Here is a 15953-nt window from a genome sequence, read left to right on the forward strand (position 1 = left end):
TCGATCGCCCGGCAAAGCCGGATCGATGATGCCCCGCGCAACACGGCCTTCCGCTTGTCGCGGGGAACACCGCGGAACCGGCTGTGCCGGGCCGCGGGTATTGTCCCCTCGAGGGGGGAGGCGGCTACACAGAGTGAGCAAGCAACGGGGGTGGTCATTGTTCTGCCTGCTCGTCGGCCCAGCGATGGCTGCGGACCGATTGGTGGGCCAGTGCGGTGAGGATCAGCATGGTGGCGCCGAGCACCAGCGCGAACACGCCGATGTCGAAGAAGAGGGCGCTGGGCACGTGCAGCTCGCCGAGCACCGGCAGGTGCAGGTGGGCGGTGTGCGTGGTCAGGAAGGGGTAGCCGAAGAACACCGCGCCGCTGCCGGTGGCCAGCGCGAAGAGCAGGCCGATGGCGATCCAGCGCCGCGGGTAGATGCGCAGGTGCTCCTCGACCCATTCGGTGCCCGAAACGATGAACTGCAGCACCAATGCCACCGACATCACCAGACCCGCGACGAAGCCGCCGCCGGGCGCGTTGTGGCCACGCATGAAGAGATAGACCGCCACCAGCACCGAGAGGGGCAGCAGCAGGCGCACCAGCACCGCCGGCACCATGAGGTAGCCGACCGCGGTGTCCTTGGCGCGGCGCGGGTTCAGCAGGTCGCTGCTGCCGTCGTCGGACTGCGCGCGCTGCTGCGGCGGCAGCGCCATCGACTCGACCGCGGGCCGGAAGCGCCGCAGCAGCGCGTAGACGGTGAGCGCCACCACGCCGAGCACGGTGATCTCGCCGAAGGTGTCGAAGCCGCGGAAGTCGACCAGCATCACGTTGACCACATTGGTGCCGCCGCCTTCGCTGAGCGCGCGATCGAGGAAGAAGGGCGAGATGCTTTGCGGAAAACTGCGCGTCATCATGGCCCACGACAGCGCCGCCATGCCGGCGCCGGCCACGGTGGCCACAAGCAGGTCGCGACCGCGCCGGCCCCACGGGCGCAGCCGCGCGCTGGCGGGTTGAATGACGTCCTTGCTGCGCATCGGCAGCCAGCGCAGCCCGAGCAGGATCAGCACCGTCGTTACCGCCTCGACCACCAGCTGCGTCAGGGCGAGGTCGGGCGCCGAGAACCAGATATAGGTGACGCAGGAGACCAGCCCCGCGCCCGCGGCCAGCATCAGCGCCGCGAGGCGGTGGAACTTGGCCTGCCAGGCGGCGGCGAGCGCGCAGACGCCGCCGATCAGCCACGTCATGGTGAACATCGGCGAGAACGGCAACAGCTCGCGCGAACCGGTGCCCGCCGGTGTCTGTTGCAGCGCGGCGAAGGCGCCTGCCACCGCCACCACCACGAGCAGCAGGAGCTGGGTCTGCATGCGGCGCGTGCCGAAGAGCCGGCGGCTGCGGCGGCCGGCCTCGCTGAGCAGCGCGATCACGTGTTCGAAGATGACCTGGCCGTCGAAGCGATGCAGCAGCGGCGTGTGCTCGAGCCCGCCGCGGGCGCGCTGCCGCCGTTGCACCAGGTACAGCACGCCGCCGCCGGCCAGCGCCACGAAGCTCATGGCCAGCGGCAGGTTGAAGCCGTGCCACAGGGCCAGGCTGTAGTCGGGCAGCACGCCGCCGACCACCGGCGCGGCCGCGGCCGCCAGCATCGGGCCGACCGACCATGCCGGCGCCACGCCCACCACCAGGCAGATCAGCACGAGCAGTTCGACCGGCACGCGCATCCAGTGCGGCGGCTCGTGCGGATGCTTGGGCACGTCGTTGCCGCAGGGCGGGCCGAAGAACACGTCGAACACGAAGCGCGCCGAATAGGCCACGCTGAAGATGCCCGCGACGGTGGCGACGACGGGCAGGCTGAAGTCGACCCACGGCGTGGCCTGGATGAACACCGTCTCGGCGAAGAACATCTCCTTCGAGAGGAATCCGTTGAGCAGCGGCACGCCGGCCATCGATGCGCTGGCGATGATGGCCAGTGCGCCCGTGACGGGCATCAGCCGCATCAGGCCGCTGAGCTTGCGAATGTCGCGCGTGCCGGTTTCATGGTCGATGATGCCGGCTGCCATGAACAGCGAGGCCTTGAAGGTCGCGTGGTTCATCACGTGGAAGACCGCTGCGACGGCCGCGAGCGGGCTGTTCAGGCCCAGCAGCAGCGTGATGAGCCCGAGGTGCGAGATGGTGGAGTAGGCGAGCAGCGCCTTCAGGTCGCGCTGGAACATCGCGATGAAGCCGCCGAGCAGCAGCGTGATCGCGCCCGCGCCGCCCACCAGCCAGAACCATTGCTCGGTGCCCGAGAGCACCGGCCACAGCCGCGCCATCAGGAACACGCCGAGCTTCACCATGGTGGCGGAGTGCAGGTAGGCCGACACCGGCGTGGGCGCGGCCATGGCGCGCGGCAGCCAGAAGTGGAACGGGAACTGCGCGCTCTTGGTGAAGGCGCCCAGAAGGATCAGCACCAGCGCGACCGGGTAGAGCGCATGGGCGCGGATCAGTTCGCCCGAGGCCAGCACCACGTCGAGTTCGTAGCTGCCGACGATGCGCCCCAGCACCAGCACGCCGGCCAGCAGGCACAGCCCGCCCGCCCCGGTGACGGTGAGCGCCATGCGCGCGCCGCGTCGCGCGTCTCGCCTGTGATGCCAGTAGCCGATCAGCAGGAACGAGAACAGGCTCGTGAGCTCCCAGAACAGCACCATCTGGATGAGGTTGCCCGAGAGCACCACGCCCATCATCGCGCCCATGAACGCGAGGAAGAACGAGAAGAAGCGCGGCACCGGGTCGGAGGCCGACATGTAGTAGCGCGCGTAGAGCACCACCAGTGCGCCGATGCCGAGCACCAGCATGCAGAACAGCCAGGCGAAGCCGTCGAGGCGGAACACAAGGTTCAGGCCCAGGGCCGGCAGCCATTCGATTTCCTGGCGCAGCACGTTGCCGTTCGCGAGCTGCGGAAAAAGCCAGGCCGCCTGGACGGCGCAACCCAGTGCGACCAGCCCTGCCAGCGTCGACTCCCGGTTGCGCGCGTTGGACGGCATCAACGCGGCCAGCACGCTGGCGATGAATGGGAGTGCGACGAGAAAGACCAGGGGCATTGGGGTCGATTCTATCGGCCGACCTATGGAATGCCTTATCTATAACCGCAAGACATAAGGCTGTTTTCAGCCTGTTCAAGCGGAGAAGGCCTGCACGGTGCGAATGCCGAGCCAGGTGAGGAAGAGCGAGCCGCCCAGGTGGGCTGCGGCCGTGAGCATGGCCACACCCAACCGTCCTTCGAGCAGCATGGTCGTGACCTCGGCGGAGAAGCTCGAGAAGGTGGTGAGGCCGCCGAGAAAGCCGGTCACCAGCGCGAGCCGCCAGACCGGGTCGAGGTCCGGCAGCAGCTGAAAGGTGGCAATGGCCACGCCGATGAGGTAGCCGCCGATCAGGTTGGCAGCCAGCGTGCCCCAAGGCATGAGGCCGCCGGCGCCGAACCAGAGGGCGAGGCCCCAGCGGGCCAGTGCGCCCACGGAGGCGCCGATGCAGATAGCGAGAACAGGAAGCAGCATCCCTCGATTGTCAGGGGGCCATCTGCTGCGGCAACCACGTCACCAACTGCGGCACGAAGTAGATGATGAGCACGGCTGCGACCATCAGGAAGAACATCGGCAGCGTCACACGCGCGATGTAGAGCAGATCCTTGCCGGTCATGCCCTGCAGCACGAACAGGTTGAAGCCCACCGGCGGTGTGATCTGCGCCATCTCGACCACCAGCACGATGAAGATGCCGAACCACACCGGATCGATGCCGGCCGCGGTGACGGTCGGCATGATCACGCCCATGGTCAGGACCACCATCGAGATGCCGTCCAGGAAACAGCCGAGCACGACGTAGAACGCCGCCAGCATCAGGATGAGCTGGAACTTCGACAGCCCGAGCGAGCCGATCCATTCGGCCAGGTGCCGTGGCAGTCCGATGTAGCCCATGGCCAATGTGAGGAACGCCGCGCCCGCGAGGATCAGCGCCATCATGCAGTACAGGCGCGTGGCGCCCAGCAGCGCTTCCTTGAAGCTGTGCCAGGTCAGCGACCCCTGCGCGCCGGAGATGACCATCGCGCCGACCACGCCCACGGCGGCTGCTTCGGTCGCGGTGGCGATGCCCGCGTAGATCGATCCGAGCACCGACACGATCAGCAACGCCACTGGAATCAGCGACATCGAAGCCTTGAGCTTCTCCGTGAAGGGCAGCTTTGCATCGGCGGGCGGCACGCGGTCGGGGTGGCGCAGCGCCCAGAACACGATGTAGCCCGAGAACAGCAGCGCCAGCAGGATGCCCGGGATGACGCCTGCGATGAAGAGGCGCGCAATCGATACGTCCGCACTCACGCCGTAGACGATCATGATGATCGATGGCGGAATCAGGAGCCCGAGCGTGCCGGCGCCAGCCAGCGTGCCGATGACCATGTCGTCGGGATAGCCACGGCGCTTGAGTTCGGGCAGGCTCATCTTGCCGATGGTGGCGCAGGTCGCCGCGCTCGAGCCCGAGACGGCGGCGAACACCGCGCAGCCCACCACGTTGGTGTGCAGCAAGCGGCCCGGCAGGCTTTGCATCCAGGGCGCGAGGCCCTTGAACATGTCCTGCGAGAGTCGTGTGCGGAACAGGATCTCGCCCATCCAGACGAACAGTGGCAACGCGGTGAGCGTCCAGCTCGAGGCCGACCCCCAGATTGTCACGGCCATGGCGTCGCCGGCAGGGCGGGACGAGAAGATCTGCATGGCGATCCAGGCCACGCCCGAAAGCGTGAGGCCGATCCAGACGCCGCTGCCCAGGATAAGGAACAGCGCGGCAATCAGAAGACCCGCAATGGCGATGTCATTCATGGCGAAGCGCCTCCGTCTCGGCGGCCTTGGCCGGGCGGCCGCGCCACTCGATCACGAACTCGTCGAGCGATGCAATCGCAAAGACGGCTGTGCCGAGTGCCATCGACAACTGGGGAATCCACAACGGCGTGGCGTCGTTGCTGGTGGAAATGTCATGGTAGTCGAGCGATTGCCACACCAGGCGGATGCTGTACCAGGCGAACAGCAGCGCGAGCAGCGCCCCGGCGCCCGTGGCCCAGCGCTCGAGCCAGCGTTGCGCCGCGGGCGGCAGGTTCTGCAGCACCAGGCTGACGCGGATGTGCTCGCTGCGCTTGAGGGTGTGCGCCAGCGCCAGGAAGCCCGCGCCCGCCATCAGGTAGCCGGCGTAGGCGTCGATGCCCGGGATGTTGAAGTGAAGCTGGCGGCCGACGATGGACAGGAGCACCATCACAAGCAGGCCGACCATGAAAAGCGCCGCCAGTGCGGCGGCGCTCATGTAGAGAAGATCAAGCGACTTGCGCATCGGATGCAGTGGAAGTCCGACTCACATCTTCTTGTAGGCATCGACGACGGCCTGGCCTTCGGGGCCGGCCTTCTCGGTCCACTCCTTGATCATGGTGTCGCCGACCTTCTTCATGTCGGCCTTGAGCTGCGCCGACGGCACGTGCACCGTCATGCCGTTCTTCTTGAGGAGGTCCAGGTATTCGACATTCTTCTTCTTGGAGAGGTCCCAGCCGCGCTTCTCGGCGTCGGCCGCGGCCTTGAGCACCGCCTCCTGCGTCGGCTTGTCGAGCGCGTCGAACGCTTTCTTGTTCATGAGCACCGCGTTCTTCGGAAGCCACGCCTGGGTGTCGTAGAAGTTCTTGATGTACTCGTAGGTCTTGGTGTCGTAGCCGGTGGAGCCCGAGGACATGTACGACTCGATGACGCCGGTAGCCATGGCCTGCGACAGTTCGGCCTGCTGCACAGTAACGGGCTGCGCGCCGACGAGTTCGCCGATGCGCGCCGTGGCGGGGCTGTAGGCACGCCACTTCACGCCCTTGAGGTCGGCAGCCGAGGCGATCTCCTTCTTCACGAAGATGCCCTGCGGCGGCCAGGCCACCGTGTAGAGCAACTGGATGCCTTGCTCGGCCAGCTTCTTCTCCAACGCGGGTTTCTGTGCCTGGTAGAGCTTCCAGGCGGCGTCGTAGCTGTCGGCCAGGAACGGGATGCCGTCGGCACCGAACATCTGCCATTCGTTCTGGTAGTTCACGAGGAGGATTTCGCCCAGCTGCGCCTGACCGCCCTGAACCGCTCGCTTGATCTCGGGCGCCTTGAAGAGCGACGCGTTGGCGTGCACCGTGATCTTGAGCTTGCCGCTGCTGCCCTTTTCCACGTCGCTGGCAAATTGGGCGATGTTCTCCGTGTGGAAGTTGCTGGCCGGGTAGGCGGTGGGCATGTCCCACTTGGTCTGCGCGAAGGCTGCGGCGCCAAGGGTCAGACCCGCGAGGGCGATGCCGAACTTGTGATTCATGAGCTCTCCGGAACGTATGAAAGTGAAAAGGAAAATGAGCATACGTGCAAATTCCGGGCCATCTTCTGAGGCATTTCCCTGCCTTGTTGCGCGCATATAAAAAGCCGCCCGAAGGCGGCTTGGTGTCGTATCGATCCGGTGCGTGGATCAGGCGTGCGTCATGGCTTGGCCGGCTTGGCTTCCTTCACGTCCTTGGGATTGGCTGCGGCGCCGCCGAAGCTCTTGCCGTTCACCGTGAGGCCCTCGGCCGAGAGCTTCTCCGCGTTCTTTTCCTTCACGCCCTTCACGCGCTGCATGAGGTCGGGCCAGTCCTTGAACTCGCCTTCCTTGCGCGCCTCGAGGATGCGCTTGGACATCGACGGGCCGACGCCCTTGATGCCGTCCAGGTCGGCGGCAGTGCCCTTGTTGACGTCGACGGCTGCATGAGCGGCAACGGCGAACAACATGGCCGTGACCGCCAGCATTTTCTTGAACATGATTTTTTACTCCCTGATGTTGGTATGACTGACAGCCGACAAGAGCGTCGGCCCGCGATCAACGGGGGCAGGGAGCGGCGCGTTGACGCTCGAAAGCATGGCCGGTGCCGACGTGACCATTGTTCAAAAGCGTGATCAAAGCTCCTCGACGCGGCGCGGCGGATAGCTGTCCCAGGCCTGGCAGCCGGGGCAGTGCCAGAAGTACTGGTGTGCCTCGAAGCCGCAGGCTGCGCAGCGGTAGCGCATGAGCGGGCGCGTGGCCTGGTCGAGCGCGCGTTGCACCTGCGGGTGGAACTGCTCGTGCTCGAACTTCTCGCCGGACAGCCAGCGCGATGCGGCCACCAGCGAGGGCTGCTGCGCCAGGTGTGCGATGTAGCCGTCGCGCGGCGTCGGGTCGGGTGCCTCGGGCGTGGCGGTGGGCGTGCCGCCGAGCGCGATCATCGCCTCGAGCACGTCGATGGAAGGCGATTCGACATAGCGCCGCTGCAGCAGGGCGAGCGCGTCGGCCTCCCGGTGCGCCGCCACGGCCGCCTGCTGCAACGCGGCCGCGTAGAGCGGTAGCGCGAGCGGCGCGTTGTTGCTCAGGGCCACCAGGGTGTCGAAGGCTGCGCCGGGTTCGCCGTTGCGCAGCTGCAGGTTGGCCGTGTCGATGGCGGGGCGCGGCGCCTGCGGCGCCAGTTCGACGGCCGCTGCCAGCAGCTTCGCGGCACCGGGCAGGTCGCCGGCCGCAACGCGCTCGGTGGCCTGCTCGCACAGGTGATGCGCGCGCCGCGTGCCGTAGCTGGCCTGATCGGACTCGTCGAGCTTCTGCGCCACGTTGGCGGCCTGCGCCCATTCGCGCGAGCGCTCGTAGATGGCCAGCAGCGACAGGCGCGCCTCGTTCTCGTAGCGCGTGCCCTCGAGCTTCTGCAGCGCGGCCTCGGCGCGGTCGAGCAGGCCGGCGCGAAGGAAGTCCTGCGCCAGCGCATGCTGTGCGCGCTCGCGGTCGCTGCGACTCAGGTCGCCCCGTCCCAGCAGGTGCTCGTGCACGCGCACGGCGCGCTGGTATTCGCCGCGCCTGCGGAACAGGTTGCCGAGCGCGAAATGCAGCTCCTGGGTGTCAGGGTCGTTCTGCACGGCCTCGATGAAAGCGTCGATGGCCTGGTCCTGCTGCTCGTTGAGCAGGAAGTTGAGTCCGCGGAAGTAGGCCTTGGGTGCCTGCCGGTTCTCGAGCTTGAGTTGCCGGATGTCGAAGCGCGACGCGAGCCAGCCCAGCACGAAGGCGACGGGCAGGCTGATCAGCAGCCAGCTGGGATCAAAGTCCATGTTGACGTACGGCGGGAAGGTCGGTGGCAGAGATGGCCGGCGCGGCTGCGGGAGCCGGTGCTGCGGCCAGCGGCACGGATGGCTGGGCTTCGGTGGCGGCAGGCAGTTGTGCTGCGGCGGCGCGGTGTTTCCACCAGCCGGGCAGCATGCCCAGTGCACCCACCACCAGTCCGCCGGCGAAGGCCGCGAGCACCACGAGCACCAGGGGGGCACGCCAGTAGGTGCCGAAGAAGAAGTAGACGGTCGCGTCGTGCTGGTTGTTCAGCGCGAAGGCGAAGAGCGTAAAAAAAATGGCTGCCTTGAGCAGCCACAGGAGGTATTTCATGCACGTTCCCGTTGGAGGGACGATTCTACGTTTGCAACCGTCGGGACGGCCCGGCCATCAGGCCTTGCGCGCGCTGGCTTCCTTGCCTGCATCGAGCTCGGCCGTCTTTGCGTCGACCGCTTCGCGCAGCGCCTTGCCGGGCTTGAAGTGCGGCACGCGCTTCTCGGGAATCTGCACGCTCTCGCCCGAACGCGGGTTGCGGCCGATGCGCGGCGGGCGCCGGTTGACCGAGAAGCTGCCGAAGCCACGGATCTCGATGCGGTGTCCGCGCACCAATGCGTCGCTCATCGCGTCGAGGATGGTCTTGACGGCGTATTCGGCATCGCGGTGCGTGAGCTGCGCAAAGCGAGCTGCAAGTTCTTCGACGAGGTCTGAGCGGGTCATGGGCCAAACAAAAACGTGGACGAAAAAAAAGACAGAGCGGCCCCAGGGCCCACTCTGTCTTCGGACTCAGCTTACTTGTTGTCGCTGTTGTCGAGCTTGGCGCGCAACAGTGCGCCCAGGCTGGTCGTGCCCGCGTTCTCGCGTGCCGACTGCTGGCTCAGGCTGGCCATGGCGCCTTGCTCGTCGACCATGTCCTTCTGCTTGATCGACAGCTGGATGTTGCGGGTCTTGCGATCCACATTCACGACGATGGCGGTGACTTCGTCGCCTTCCTTCAGCACGTTGCGGGCATCTTCGACGCGGTCGCGCGAGATTTCCGAAGCACGGAGGTAGCCGATGATGTCTTCGCCGAGGTCGATCTCAGCGCCGCGGGCGTCCACGGTCTTGACCTTGCCGGTCACGATCTGGCCCTTGTCGTTCACGGTGGTGAACGTGGTGAACGGGTCGCTGTCGAGCTGCTTGATACCCAGCGAGATGCGCTCGCGGTCGACGTCCACAGCCAGCACGATCGCTTCGACTTCCTGGCCCTTCTTGTAGTTGCGAACGGCGGTTTCGCCGGCTTCGTTCCACGAGAGGTCCGAGAGGTGAACCAGGCCGTCGATGCCGGCAGCCAGACCCACGAACACGCCGAAGTCGGTGATCGACTTGATCGGACCCTTGACGCGGTCGCCGCGCTTGGTGTTTTGCGCGAACTCTTGCCACGGGTTGGCCTTGCACTGCTTCATGCCCAGGCTGATGCGGCGCTTGTCTTCGTCGATTTCCAGGACCATGACTTCGACTTCGTCGCCCAGCGAGACGATCTTGTTCGGAGCGATGTTCTTGTTGGTCCAGTCCATTTCGGAGACGTGCACCAGGCCTTCGATGCCGGGTTCGAGCTCGACAAACGCGCCGTAGTCGGCAATGTTCGTGACCTTGCCGAACAGGCGGGTGCCTTGCGGGTAGCGGCGCGAAACGCCCATCCACGGGTCGTCGCCCATCTGCTTGAGACCCAGCGAGACACGGTTCTTCTCGGTGTCGAACTTGAGGATCTTGGCGGTGATTTCCTGGCCGGCCTGAACGACTTCGCTCGGGTGGCGGACACGGCGCCATGCCATGTCGGTGATGTGCAGCAGGCCGTCGATGCCGCCGAGGTCCACGAACGCGCCGTATTCGGTGATGTTCTTGACCACACCGCGCACGACTGCGCCTTCCTTGAGCGTTTCCATCAGCTTGGCGCGTTCTTCGCCCATGCTGGCTTCGACCACGGCACGGCGCGACAGCACGACGTTGTTGCGCTTGCGGTCGAGCTTGATGACCTTGAATTCGAGGGTCTTGTTTTCGTACGGGGTCAGGTCCTTGATCGGACGCGTGTCGATCAGCGAGCCCGGCAGGAATGCACGGATGCCGTTGACCAGAACGGTCAGACCGCCCTTGACCTTGCCGCTGGTGGTACCGGTGACGAAGTCGCCCGATTCCAGTGCCTTCTCGAGGGCGAGCCACGAAGCGAGGCGCTTGGCGGTGTCGCGCGAGAGGATGGTGTCGCCGTAGCCGTTTTCAACGCTGCCGATGGCAACGGAAACGAAGTCGCCGGCCTGAACTTCGAGTTCGCCCTTGTCGTTCTTGAACTCTTCGATCGGCACATACGCTTCGGACTTCAGGCCGGCGTTGACGACGACGTGGTTGTGCTCGACACGCACGACTTCGGCCGTGATGACCTCGCCGGTGCGCATTTCAGAACGCTTCAGGGACTCTTCGAACAGATCGGCAAAAGATTCAGACATTGATGGTTCCTTCCGTCAGGCAGGGTTGGCAGGCGCTCTTGCGAAATTGCGTGCGACTGCTGTGGGTCTGGAGACGGCGGTTGGGTGGGCGTGAACCCGGTTGGTTGAACAACCAGCAGGCCGGTGCGCTGTCGCGCGAAGAGAGCCTGCTGGAGCGGTATGCGCCTTCAGATATTCCGTCGGGCGCCAGCTTTTCAAGCGGACTTGAAAGGCTGTACTTTCTGCCACCACTTCAGCACCTGGTCGATCGATTGCTCGATGGACAGCTGGGAGTTGTCGAGGTGGCGAGCGTCCTGCGCAGGCTTCAGAGGGGCGACGCTGCGGGAGGAGTCCCGGGCGTCACGTGCTTCCAAGTCGGAGCGCAGACTGTCGAGTGTAGTCGAAATACCCTTTGAAATCAACTGCTTATGGCGCCGTTCGGCCCGGCGCGCGGCGCTGGCCGTAAGGAAGACCTTGAGCTCCGCGTCGGGGAAGATCACGGTGCCCATGTCGCGCCCGTCGGCCACGAGGCCCGGCAGTTCGCGAAAGCGCTGCTGCAGGGCCAGGAGCGCCGCCCGCACTGCCGGCAACGTGGAGACACGGGACGCGTCCATGCCGGCGGCCTCGGTCCGGATGTCTTCGCTGACGTCCTCGCCGTCGAGCATGACCTTGCCCTCGGTGAACTGGAGGGGCAAGGCCGCTGCCATGGCGGCGATCTGCGCTTCGTGCTGCGCGTCGGCGCTCAGGCCGGCACGCCGCATGGCAAGGCCGGTGACGCGGTAGAGCGAGCCGGAGTCGAGGTAGTGGTAGCCCAGCAGCCGCGCCACCTCGGCCGCGAGCGTGCCCTTGCCGGACGCGGTCGGACCGTCGATGCAGATCACCGGCACCTCCGCGGCCTCGGCCACCGAGAACAGCGTCTCGAAGTAGTCGGGGAAGGTCTTGGCGACGCAGTGCGGATCGAGGATGCGCACCGGCATCCCCGCCGGGTTGAACGCCGCCAGCGAGAAGCACATGGCCACCCGGTGGTCGTCGTAGGTCTTGATGCTCGCCGGGCGCCAGCCGGCCTTGGCCAGCGGATGCACGCGGATGAAGTCGGGGCCGGCCTCTACCGTGGCGCCGAGCTTGCGCAGCTCGTTGGCCATGGCGTCGATGCGGTCGGTTTCCTTCACGCGCCAGCTCGCGATGTTGCGCAGGGTGGTCGGGCCGTCTGCGTACAGCGCCATCACCGCCAGCGTCATCGCGGCATCGGGGATGTGGTTGGCGTCGAGGTCGAGAGCCTTGAGCGGCCAGGCGCCGCGGCGGATCTCGAGCCAGTTCGGGCCGCTGTCGACCAGGGCGCCCATCTGGCGGGCGGCATCGATGAAGCGAATGTCGCCCTGGATCGAATCGGCTCCCACGCCTTCGATCCGGATGCCGTTCTTGCCCGATACGTCTGTCGCGATGGCGCCCAGCGCGATGAAATAGCTGGCAGAAGACGCATCGGCCTCGACATGGATGTCGCCCGGCGAGCTGTAGCGGCTACCGGCAGGAATGGTGAAGCGTTCCCAGCCGTCGCGTCGCACCTGGATGCCGAACCGCGCCAGCAGGTTCAGCGTGATTTCGATGTAGGGCTTGGAGATCAGCTCGCCGACCACCTCGATCACGATGTCGCTGGCGGCGGCCAGCGGCAGTGCCAGCAGCAGGGCCGTCAGGAATTGGCTCGACACGTCGCCGCGCACGCGGATCGGGGTGTCGAGCGACAGCTCGCCATGGGGCACCGGGTGGATGCGCAGCGGCGGGTAGCCGGGGTTGCCGAGATAGTCGATGCGGCAGCCGAGTTGCGTGAGCGCGTCGACGAGATCGCCGATCGGGCGTTCGTGCATGCGCGGCACGCCGCTCAGCTCGAACTCACCGCCCAGCAAGGAAAGCGCCGCGGTCAGCGGGCGCATCGCCGTGCCGGCGTTGCCGAGGAACAGCGGCATCAGCGTTTCGCTGGGCTTCAGCTGGCCGCCAAGGCCTGTCACGCGCAGCGTGCTGCCATCTGTTTCCACGCCGCAGCCGAGCGCGCGCAGGGCGTCGAGCATCACGCGGGTGTCGTCGGAGTCGAGCAGGTCGTGGATGGCGGTGGTGCCGCTCGCCAGCGCGGCAAGGAGCAAAACGCGGTTGGAGATGCTCTTGGAGCCCGGAAGCCGGACCGTGCCGGCGGCGCCAGCGAGCGCCGGCAGGTCGAGGAATGCCGTCGAGAACATGTCAGGCGTCCTGTTGCTGCGACGACGTGTCGGTGGCCGGCTTCCAGCCTGCGCGCGCCTTGCTGGCGGCGGCGATCGATTGCTCGATCGCCTGCAGGTCGCCCGCCTTCATCAGCGCCTCGAACTCGTCGAGCGCCTTGCGGAATGCCTGCGACTGCTCCAGCACCTGCTCGCGGTTGGCCAGCAGCACATCGCGCCACATGACCGGGTCGCTTGCGGCAATGCGCGAGAAGTCGCGAAAGCCCGGGCCGGCCAGGCTCAGGAAGCGCTGGCCCTGCGGCTGCGCGGCGAGGCCGTTGATGTAGGCGAAGGCCAGCAGGTGAGGGAGATGGCTCACTGCGGCGAAGGCGCCGTCGTGCTCCTCGTGCGTCATGGTGATCACGTGGGCGCCGATGCCGCTCCACACTTGCGAAGCGCGCTGCACGTTGGAGCGCAGCGTGGCCTTGACAGGCGTCAGCACGACCTGGCGGCCGGCGAAGAGCGACGCCTCGGCGTGCTCGATGCCCGACAGCTCCTTGCCCGCGATCGGGTGCGCCGGCACGAAATTGGCGAACTGGCGCTGCAGGCCGTTGCGCGCGGCTTCGATCACGTCGCCCTTGGTCGAGCCGACGTCCATCACGAGCGTGTCGGCCGAAATGCCGTGGCGGATGGCCTTGAACGTGGCTTCCGATGCGGCCACCGGCACGGCCAGCAGCACGATGTCGGCGCCCGAGACCGCCAGCAGCGCCGAAGGCGCCGCCACGTCGATCACGCCGAGCTGCCGCGCCCGTTCGGTGGTGGAGGGCGACTTGCTGTAGCCCACCACCCGTTTCACCAGCTTCGCGCGCTTCAGTGCGAGCGCGAACGAGCCGCCCATCAGGCCGCAGCCGATCAGTCCCAGTTGTTCGAACATGCTGTGCGTCTGCCTGCTGCTCAGGCCTTGACCGGGTAGGCGCCGAGCACCTTGTAGAACGCGCACAGGCCGCGCAGTTCGGCCAGGGCCGCGGCCACGTTGGGCTGCGAAGGATGGCCGTCGAGGTCGATGTAGAAGTAGTACTCCCACTGGCCGGTACGCGCAGGACGCGACTCGAAGCGCGTCATCGACACATTGTTGACCTTCAGCGGCACCAGCAGGTCGTGCACCGCGCCGGGACGGTTCGGCACCGAGACGATCAGGCTGGTGCAGTCGCGGCCCGAGGCCGGCGGCATGGCGAGCGTCTGCGGCAGGCAGATCACGGAGAAGCGGGTGCGGTTGTACGAGTCGTCCTGGATGGCATGCGCCACGATGTGCAGGCCGAAACGGGTGGCGGCGCGTTCGCCGGCCAGCGCGGCCCACGCGGGGTTGGTGGCCGCGAGGCGGGCGCCTTCTGCATTGCTCGACACGGCGCGCCGCTCGGCGTTGGGCAGGTGCTTGGACAGCCAGGTCTGGCACTGCGCCAGCGCCTGCGGGTGCGCCAGCACGGCCTCGATGCCTTCGAGCGAATTGCTGCTTCGCAGCAGGTGGTGGCGAACCAGCAGGCTGACCTCGCCGACCACATGGGTGGGCGAGTGCAGGAACAGGTCGAGCGAGCGGGTGACGACGCCTTCGGTCGAGTTCTCGACGCCGACCACGCCGTACTGGGCGCTGCCCGCCGCGGTGGCATGGAACACCTCGTCGAAGCTCGCGCAGTAGATCAGGTCCGCGGCGCCGCCGAAGTACTCGATCGCTGCCTGTTCGCAGAAGGTGCCTTCGGGGCCGAGAACGGCCACACGCTGGGGCGACTCGAGCGCCAGGCAGGCCGACATGATCTCGCGCCAGATGGCCGCGACGTGGAGGTCCTTGAGCGGACCGCCGTTCGTCTTCTGCATCTTGTCGATGACTTGTGCCACGCGGTCGGGGCGGAAGAACGGCGTGCCCTCGCGCTTCTTGACCTCGCCGACCAGCTCGGCCACGTGGGCGCGCTCGTTGAGCAGGCTGAGCAGTCGCTGGTCGAGCGAGTCGATCTGCACGCGCAGATCGGCCAGGCTCTCGGAATTGTCAGAAGAAGAGGAGGGTGGTGTGGAATCGGAGGCGGTCATCGGTGCGAGCAGCGGCTGGGCATGCGCCTAGGCATGCGATCGCTCGAATTCTCGCATGTAGGACACGAGGGCCTGCACCCCTTCCAGCGGCATGGCGTTGTAAATGCTGGCACGCATGCCGCCGACCGACTTGTGGCCCTTGAGCTGCAGCAGCCCGGTTTCGCGCGCACCCGCCAGGAAGGCCTCGTTGCGGCCTTCGTCGGCCAGGAAGAACGGCACGTTCATGCGCGAGCGGCAGCTCGCATCGATGCGGTTGGCGTAGAAGTCGGAACTGTCGATGAATTCGTACAGCAGCTTAGCCTTGGCGATGTTGCGCTGCTCCATGGCTGCCACGCCCGTGAGATCGCCTTCCCGCTGCTGCAGCAGCCACTGGAAGGTGAGTCCGGCCATGTAGATGCCCCACGTCGGCGGGGTGTTGTACATGGAATGGTTGTCGGCCACGGTCTTGTAGTTGAACGCGCTCGGGCAGATCTCGAGCGCGCGGCCCAGCAGGTCGTCGCGCACGACGACGATGGTCAGGCCTGCAGGGCCGAGATTCTTCTGGGCGCCGCCAAAGGCCAGGCCCACGCGGCTCCAGTCGACGCTGCGCGAGGCGACGTGCGAGGAGAAATCGATGACCAGCGGCACGTCGCTGCCGAGCGCGGCCAGGTCGGGCAACTGATGAAACTCGATGCCGTTGATGGTCTCGTTGGTGCATACGTGCACGTACGACGCATCCTTGGCGAGTTGCCAGCTGGCGGGGTCGGGAAGCTTGGTGTGCTGGTCGTCGGCGTTGCTCGCGGCCACGCGCGCCGTGCAGTAGCGTTGGGCTTCCTTGTGCGACTTGATGCTCCAGCTGCCGGTGATGACGAAGTCGGCGGCTTGCCCGCGCGACAGGTTCAACGGCACGATGGCGTTCTCGCCCAGTCCGCCGCCCTGCATGAACAGGACGTGAAAGTGAGAGGGAATGGCCAGCAGCGTTCGGATGTCGGCTTCGGCCTGGGTGCAGATCGCACCGAATTCCTTGCCGCGGTGGCTCATTTCCATCACGCTCATGCCGCTGCCCTGCCAGTCGAGCATTTCGGCGGCGGCGCGTTGCAGCACCGCCTCCGGCATGGCAGCCGGACCGGCCGAGAAGTTGTAAGGGCGCTTGCCGGCCGGCGTC

Annotated in this window: 14 protein-coding genes; all 14 read right to left on the reverse strand. The window is 66.5% G+C overall.

From position 1 onward, the window contains the following. Window positions 1–154: 154 nt before the first annotated feature. Window positions 155–3058, reverse strand: coding sequence for a monovalent cation/H+ antiporter subunit A (locus AACL56_RS11180; protein WP_339089901.1), 2904 nt, complete (start codon window positions 3056–3058; stop codon window positions 155–157). Window positions 3059–3133: 75 nt separating this feature from the next. Beyond that, complete coding sequence (gene crcB, locus AACL56_RS11185; RefSeq protein ID WP_339089902.1) at window positions 3134–3511, reverse strand: fluoride efflux transporter CrcB; 378 nt, start codon at window positions 3509–3511, stop codon at window positions 3134–3136. Window positions 3512–3521: 10 nt separating this feature from the next. Next, window positions 3522–4823: a TRAP transporter large permease gene (locus AACL56_RS11190; protein WP_339089903.1), complete on the reverse strand. Its 1302-nt coding sequence runs from the start codon at window positions 4821–4823 to the stop codon at window positions 3522–3524. Then, entirely contained in the window at window positions 4816–5325 is a 510-nt protein-coding gene (locus AACL56_RS11195; RefSeq protein ID WP_339089904.1) for a TRAP transporter small permease, read from the reverse strand. The genes AACL56_RS11190 and AACL56_RS11195 overlap by 8 nt, the downstream gene beginning before the upstream one ends. A gap of 21 nt (window positions 5326–5346) precedes the next feature. After that, window positions 5347–6315, reverse strand: coding sequence for a TRAP transporter substrate-binding protein (locus tag AACL56_RS11200; RefSeq protein WP_339089905.1), 969 nt, complete (start codon window positions 6313–6315; stop codon window positions 5347–5349). Between the two features lie 158 nt (window positions 6316–6473). Continuing rightward, complete coding sequence (locus tag AACL56_RS11205; protein WP_339089906.1) at window positions 6474–6791, reverse strand: ComEA family DNA-binding protein; 318 nt, start codon at window positions 6789–6791, stop codon at window positions 6474–6476. 135 nt (window positions 6792–6926) lie between these two features. Then, window positions 6927–8096: a lipopolysaccharide assembly protein LapB gene (lapB, locus tag AACL56_RS11210; protein WP_339089907.1), complete on the reverse strand. Its 1170-nt coding sequence runs from the start codon at window positions 8094–8096 to the stop codon at window positions 6927–6929. After that, window positions 8086–8421: a LapA family protein gene (locus AACL56_RS11215; protein ID WP_339089908.1), complete on the reverse strand. Its 336-nt coding sequence runs from the start codon at window positions 8419–8421 to the stop codon at window positions 8086–8088. Before AACL56_RS11215 ends, lapB begins: the two co-directional genes overlap by 11 nt. A gap of 57 nt (window positions 8422–8478) precedes the next feature. Beyond that, window positions 8479–8805 carry an integration host factor subunit beta gene (locus tag AACL56_RS11220; protein WP_339089909.1) on the reverse strand — a complete coding sequence of 109 codons (327 nt, stop codon included), beginning with the start codon at window positions 8803–8805 and terminating at the stop codon, window positions 8479–8481. A 71-nt stretch (window positions 8806–8876) separates the two neighbouring features. Continuing rightward, the gene (gene rpsA, locus AACL56_RS11225) at window positions 8877–10565 is read right to left on the reverse strand and encodes a 30S ribosomal protein S1 (protein WP_339089910.1); all 1689 of its coding nucleotides are present in this window, start codon (window positions 10563–10565) and stop codon (window positions 8877–8879) included. Window positions 10566–10759: 194 nt separating this feature from the next. Next, entirely contained in the window at window positions 10760–12772 is a 2013-nt protein-coding gene (locus AACL56_RS11230; protein ID WP_339089911.1) for a bifunctional 3-phosphoshikimate 1-carboxyvinyltransferase/cytidylate kinase, read from the reverse strand. Window position 12773: 1 nt separating this feature from the next. Next, window positions 12774–13664, reverse strand: a complete 891-nt coding sequence (locus AACL56_RS11235) for a prephenate dehydrogenase (RefSeq protein WP_339089912.1) — start codon at window positions 13662–13664, stop codon at window positions 12774–12776. 20 nt (window positions 13665–13684) lie between these two features. Continuing rightward, window positions 13685–14809, reverse strand: a complete 1125-nt coding sequence (pheA, locus tag AACL56_RS11240; RefSeq protein ID WP_339089913.1) for a prephenate dehydratase — start codon at window positions 14807–14809, stop codon at window positions 13685–13687. A 27-nt stretch (window positions 14810–14836) separates the two neighbouring features. After that, on the reverse strand, window positions 14837–15904 hold the full coding sequence (gene serC, locus AACL56_RS11245) for a 3-phosphoserine/phosphohydroxythreonine transaminase (protein ID WP_339092849.1): 1068 nt from the start codon (window positions 15902–15904) through the stop codon (window positions 14837–14839). Window positions 15905–15953 lie beyond the last annotated feature (49 nt).

Origin of the sequence: Variovorax paradoxus, assembly GCF_902712855.1 — a bacterium.
Classification (GTDB): Bacteria; Pseudomonadota; Gammaproteobacteria; order Burkholderiales; family Burkholderiaceae_C; genus Variovorax; species Variovorax paradoxus_Q.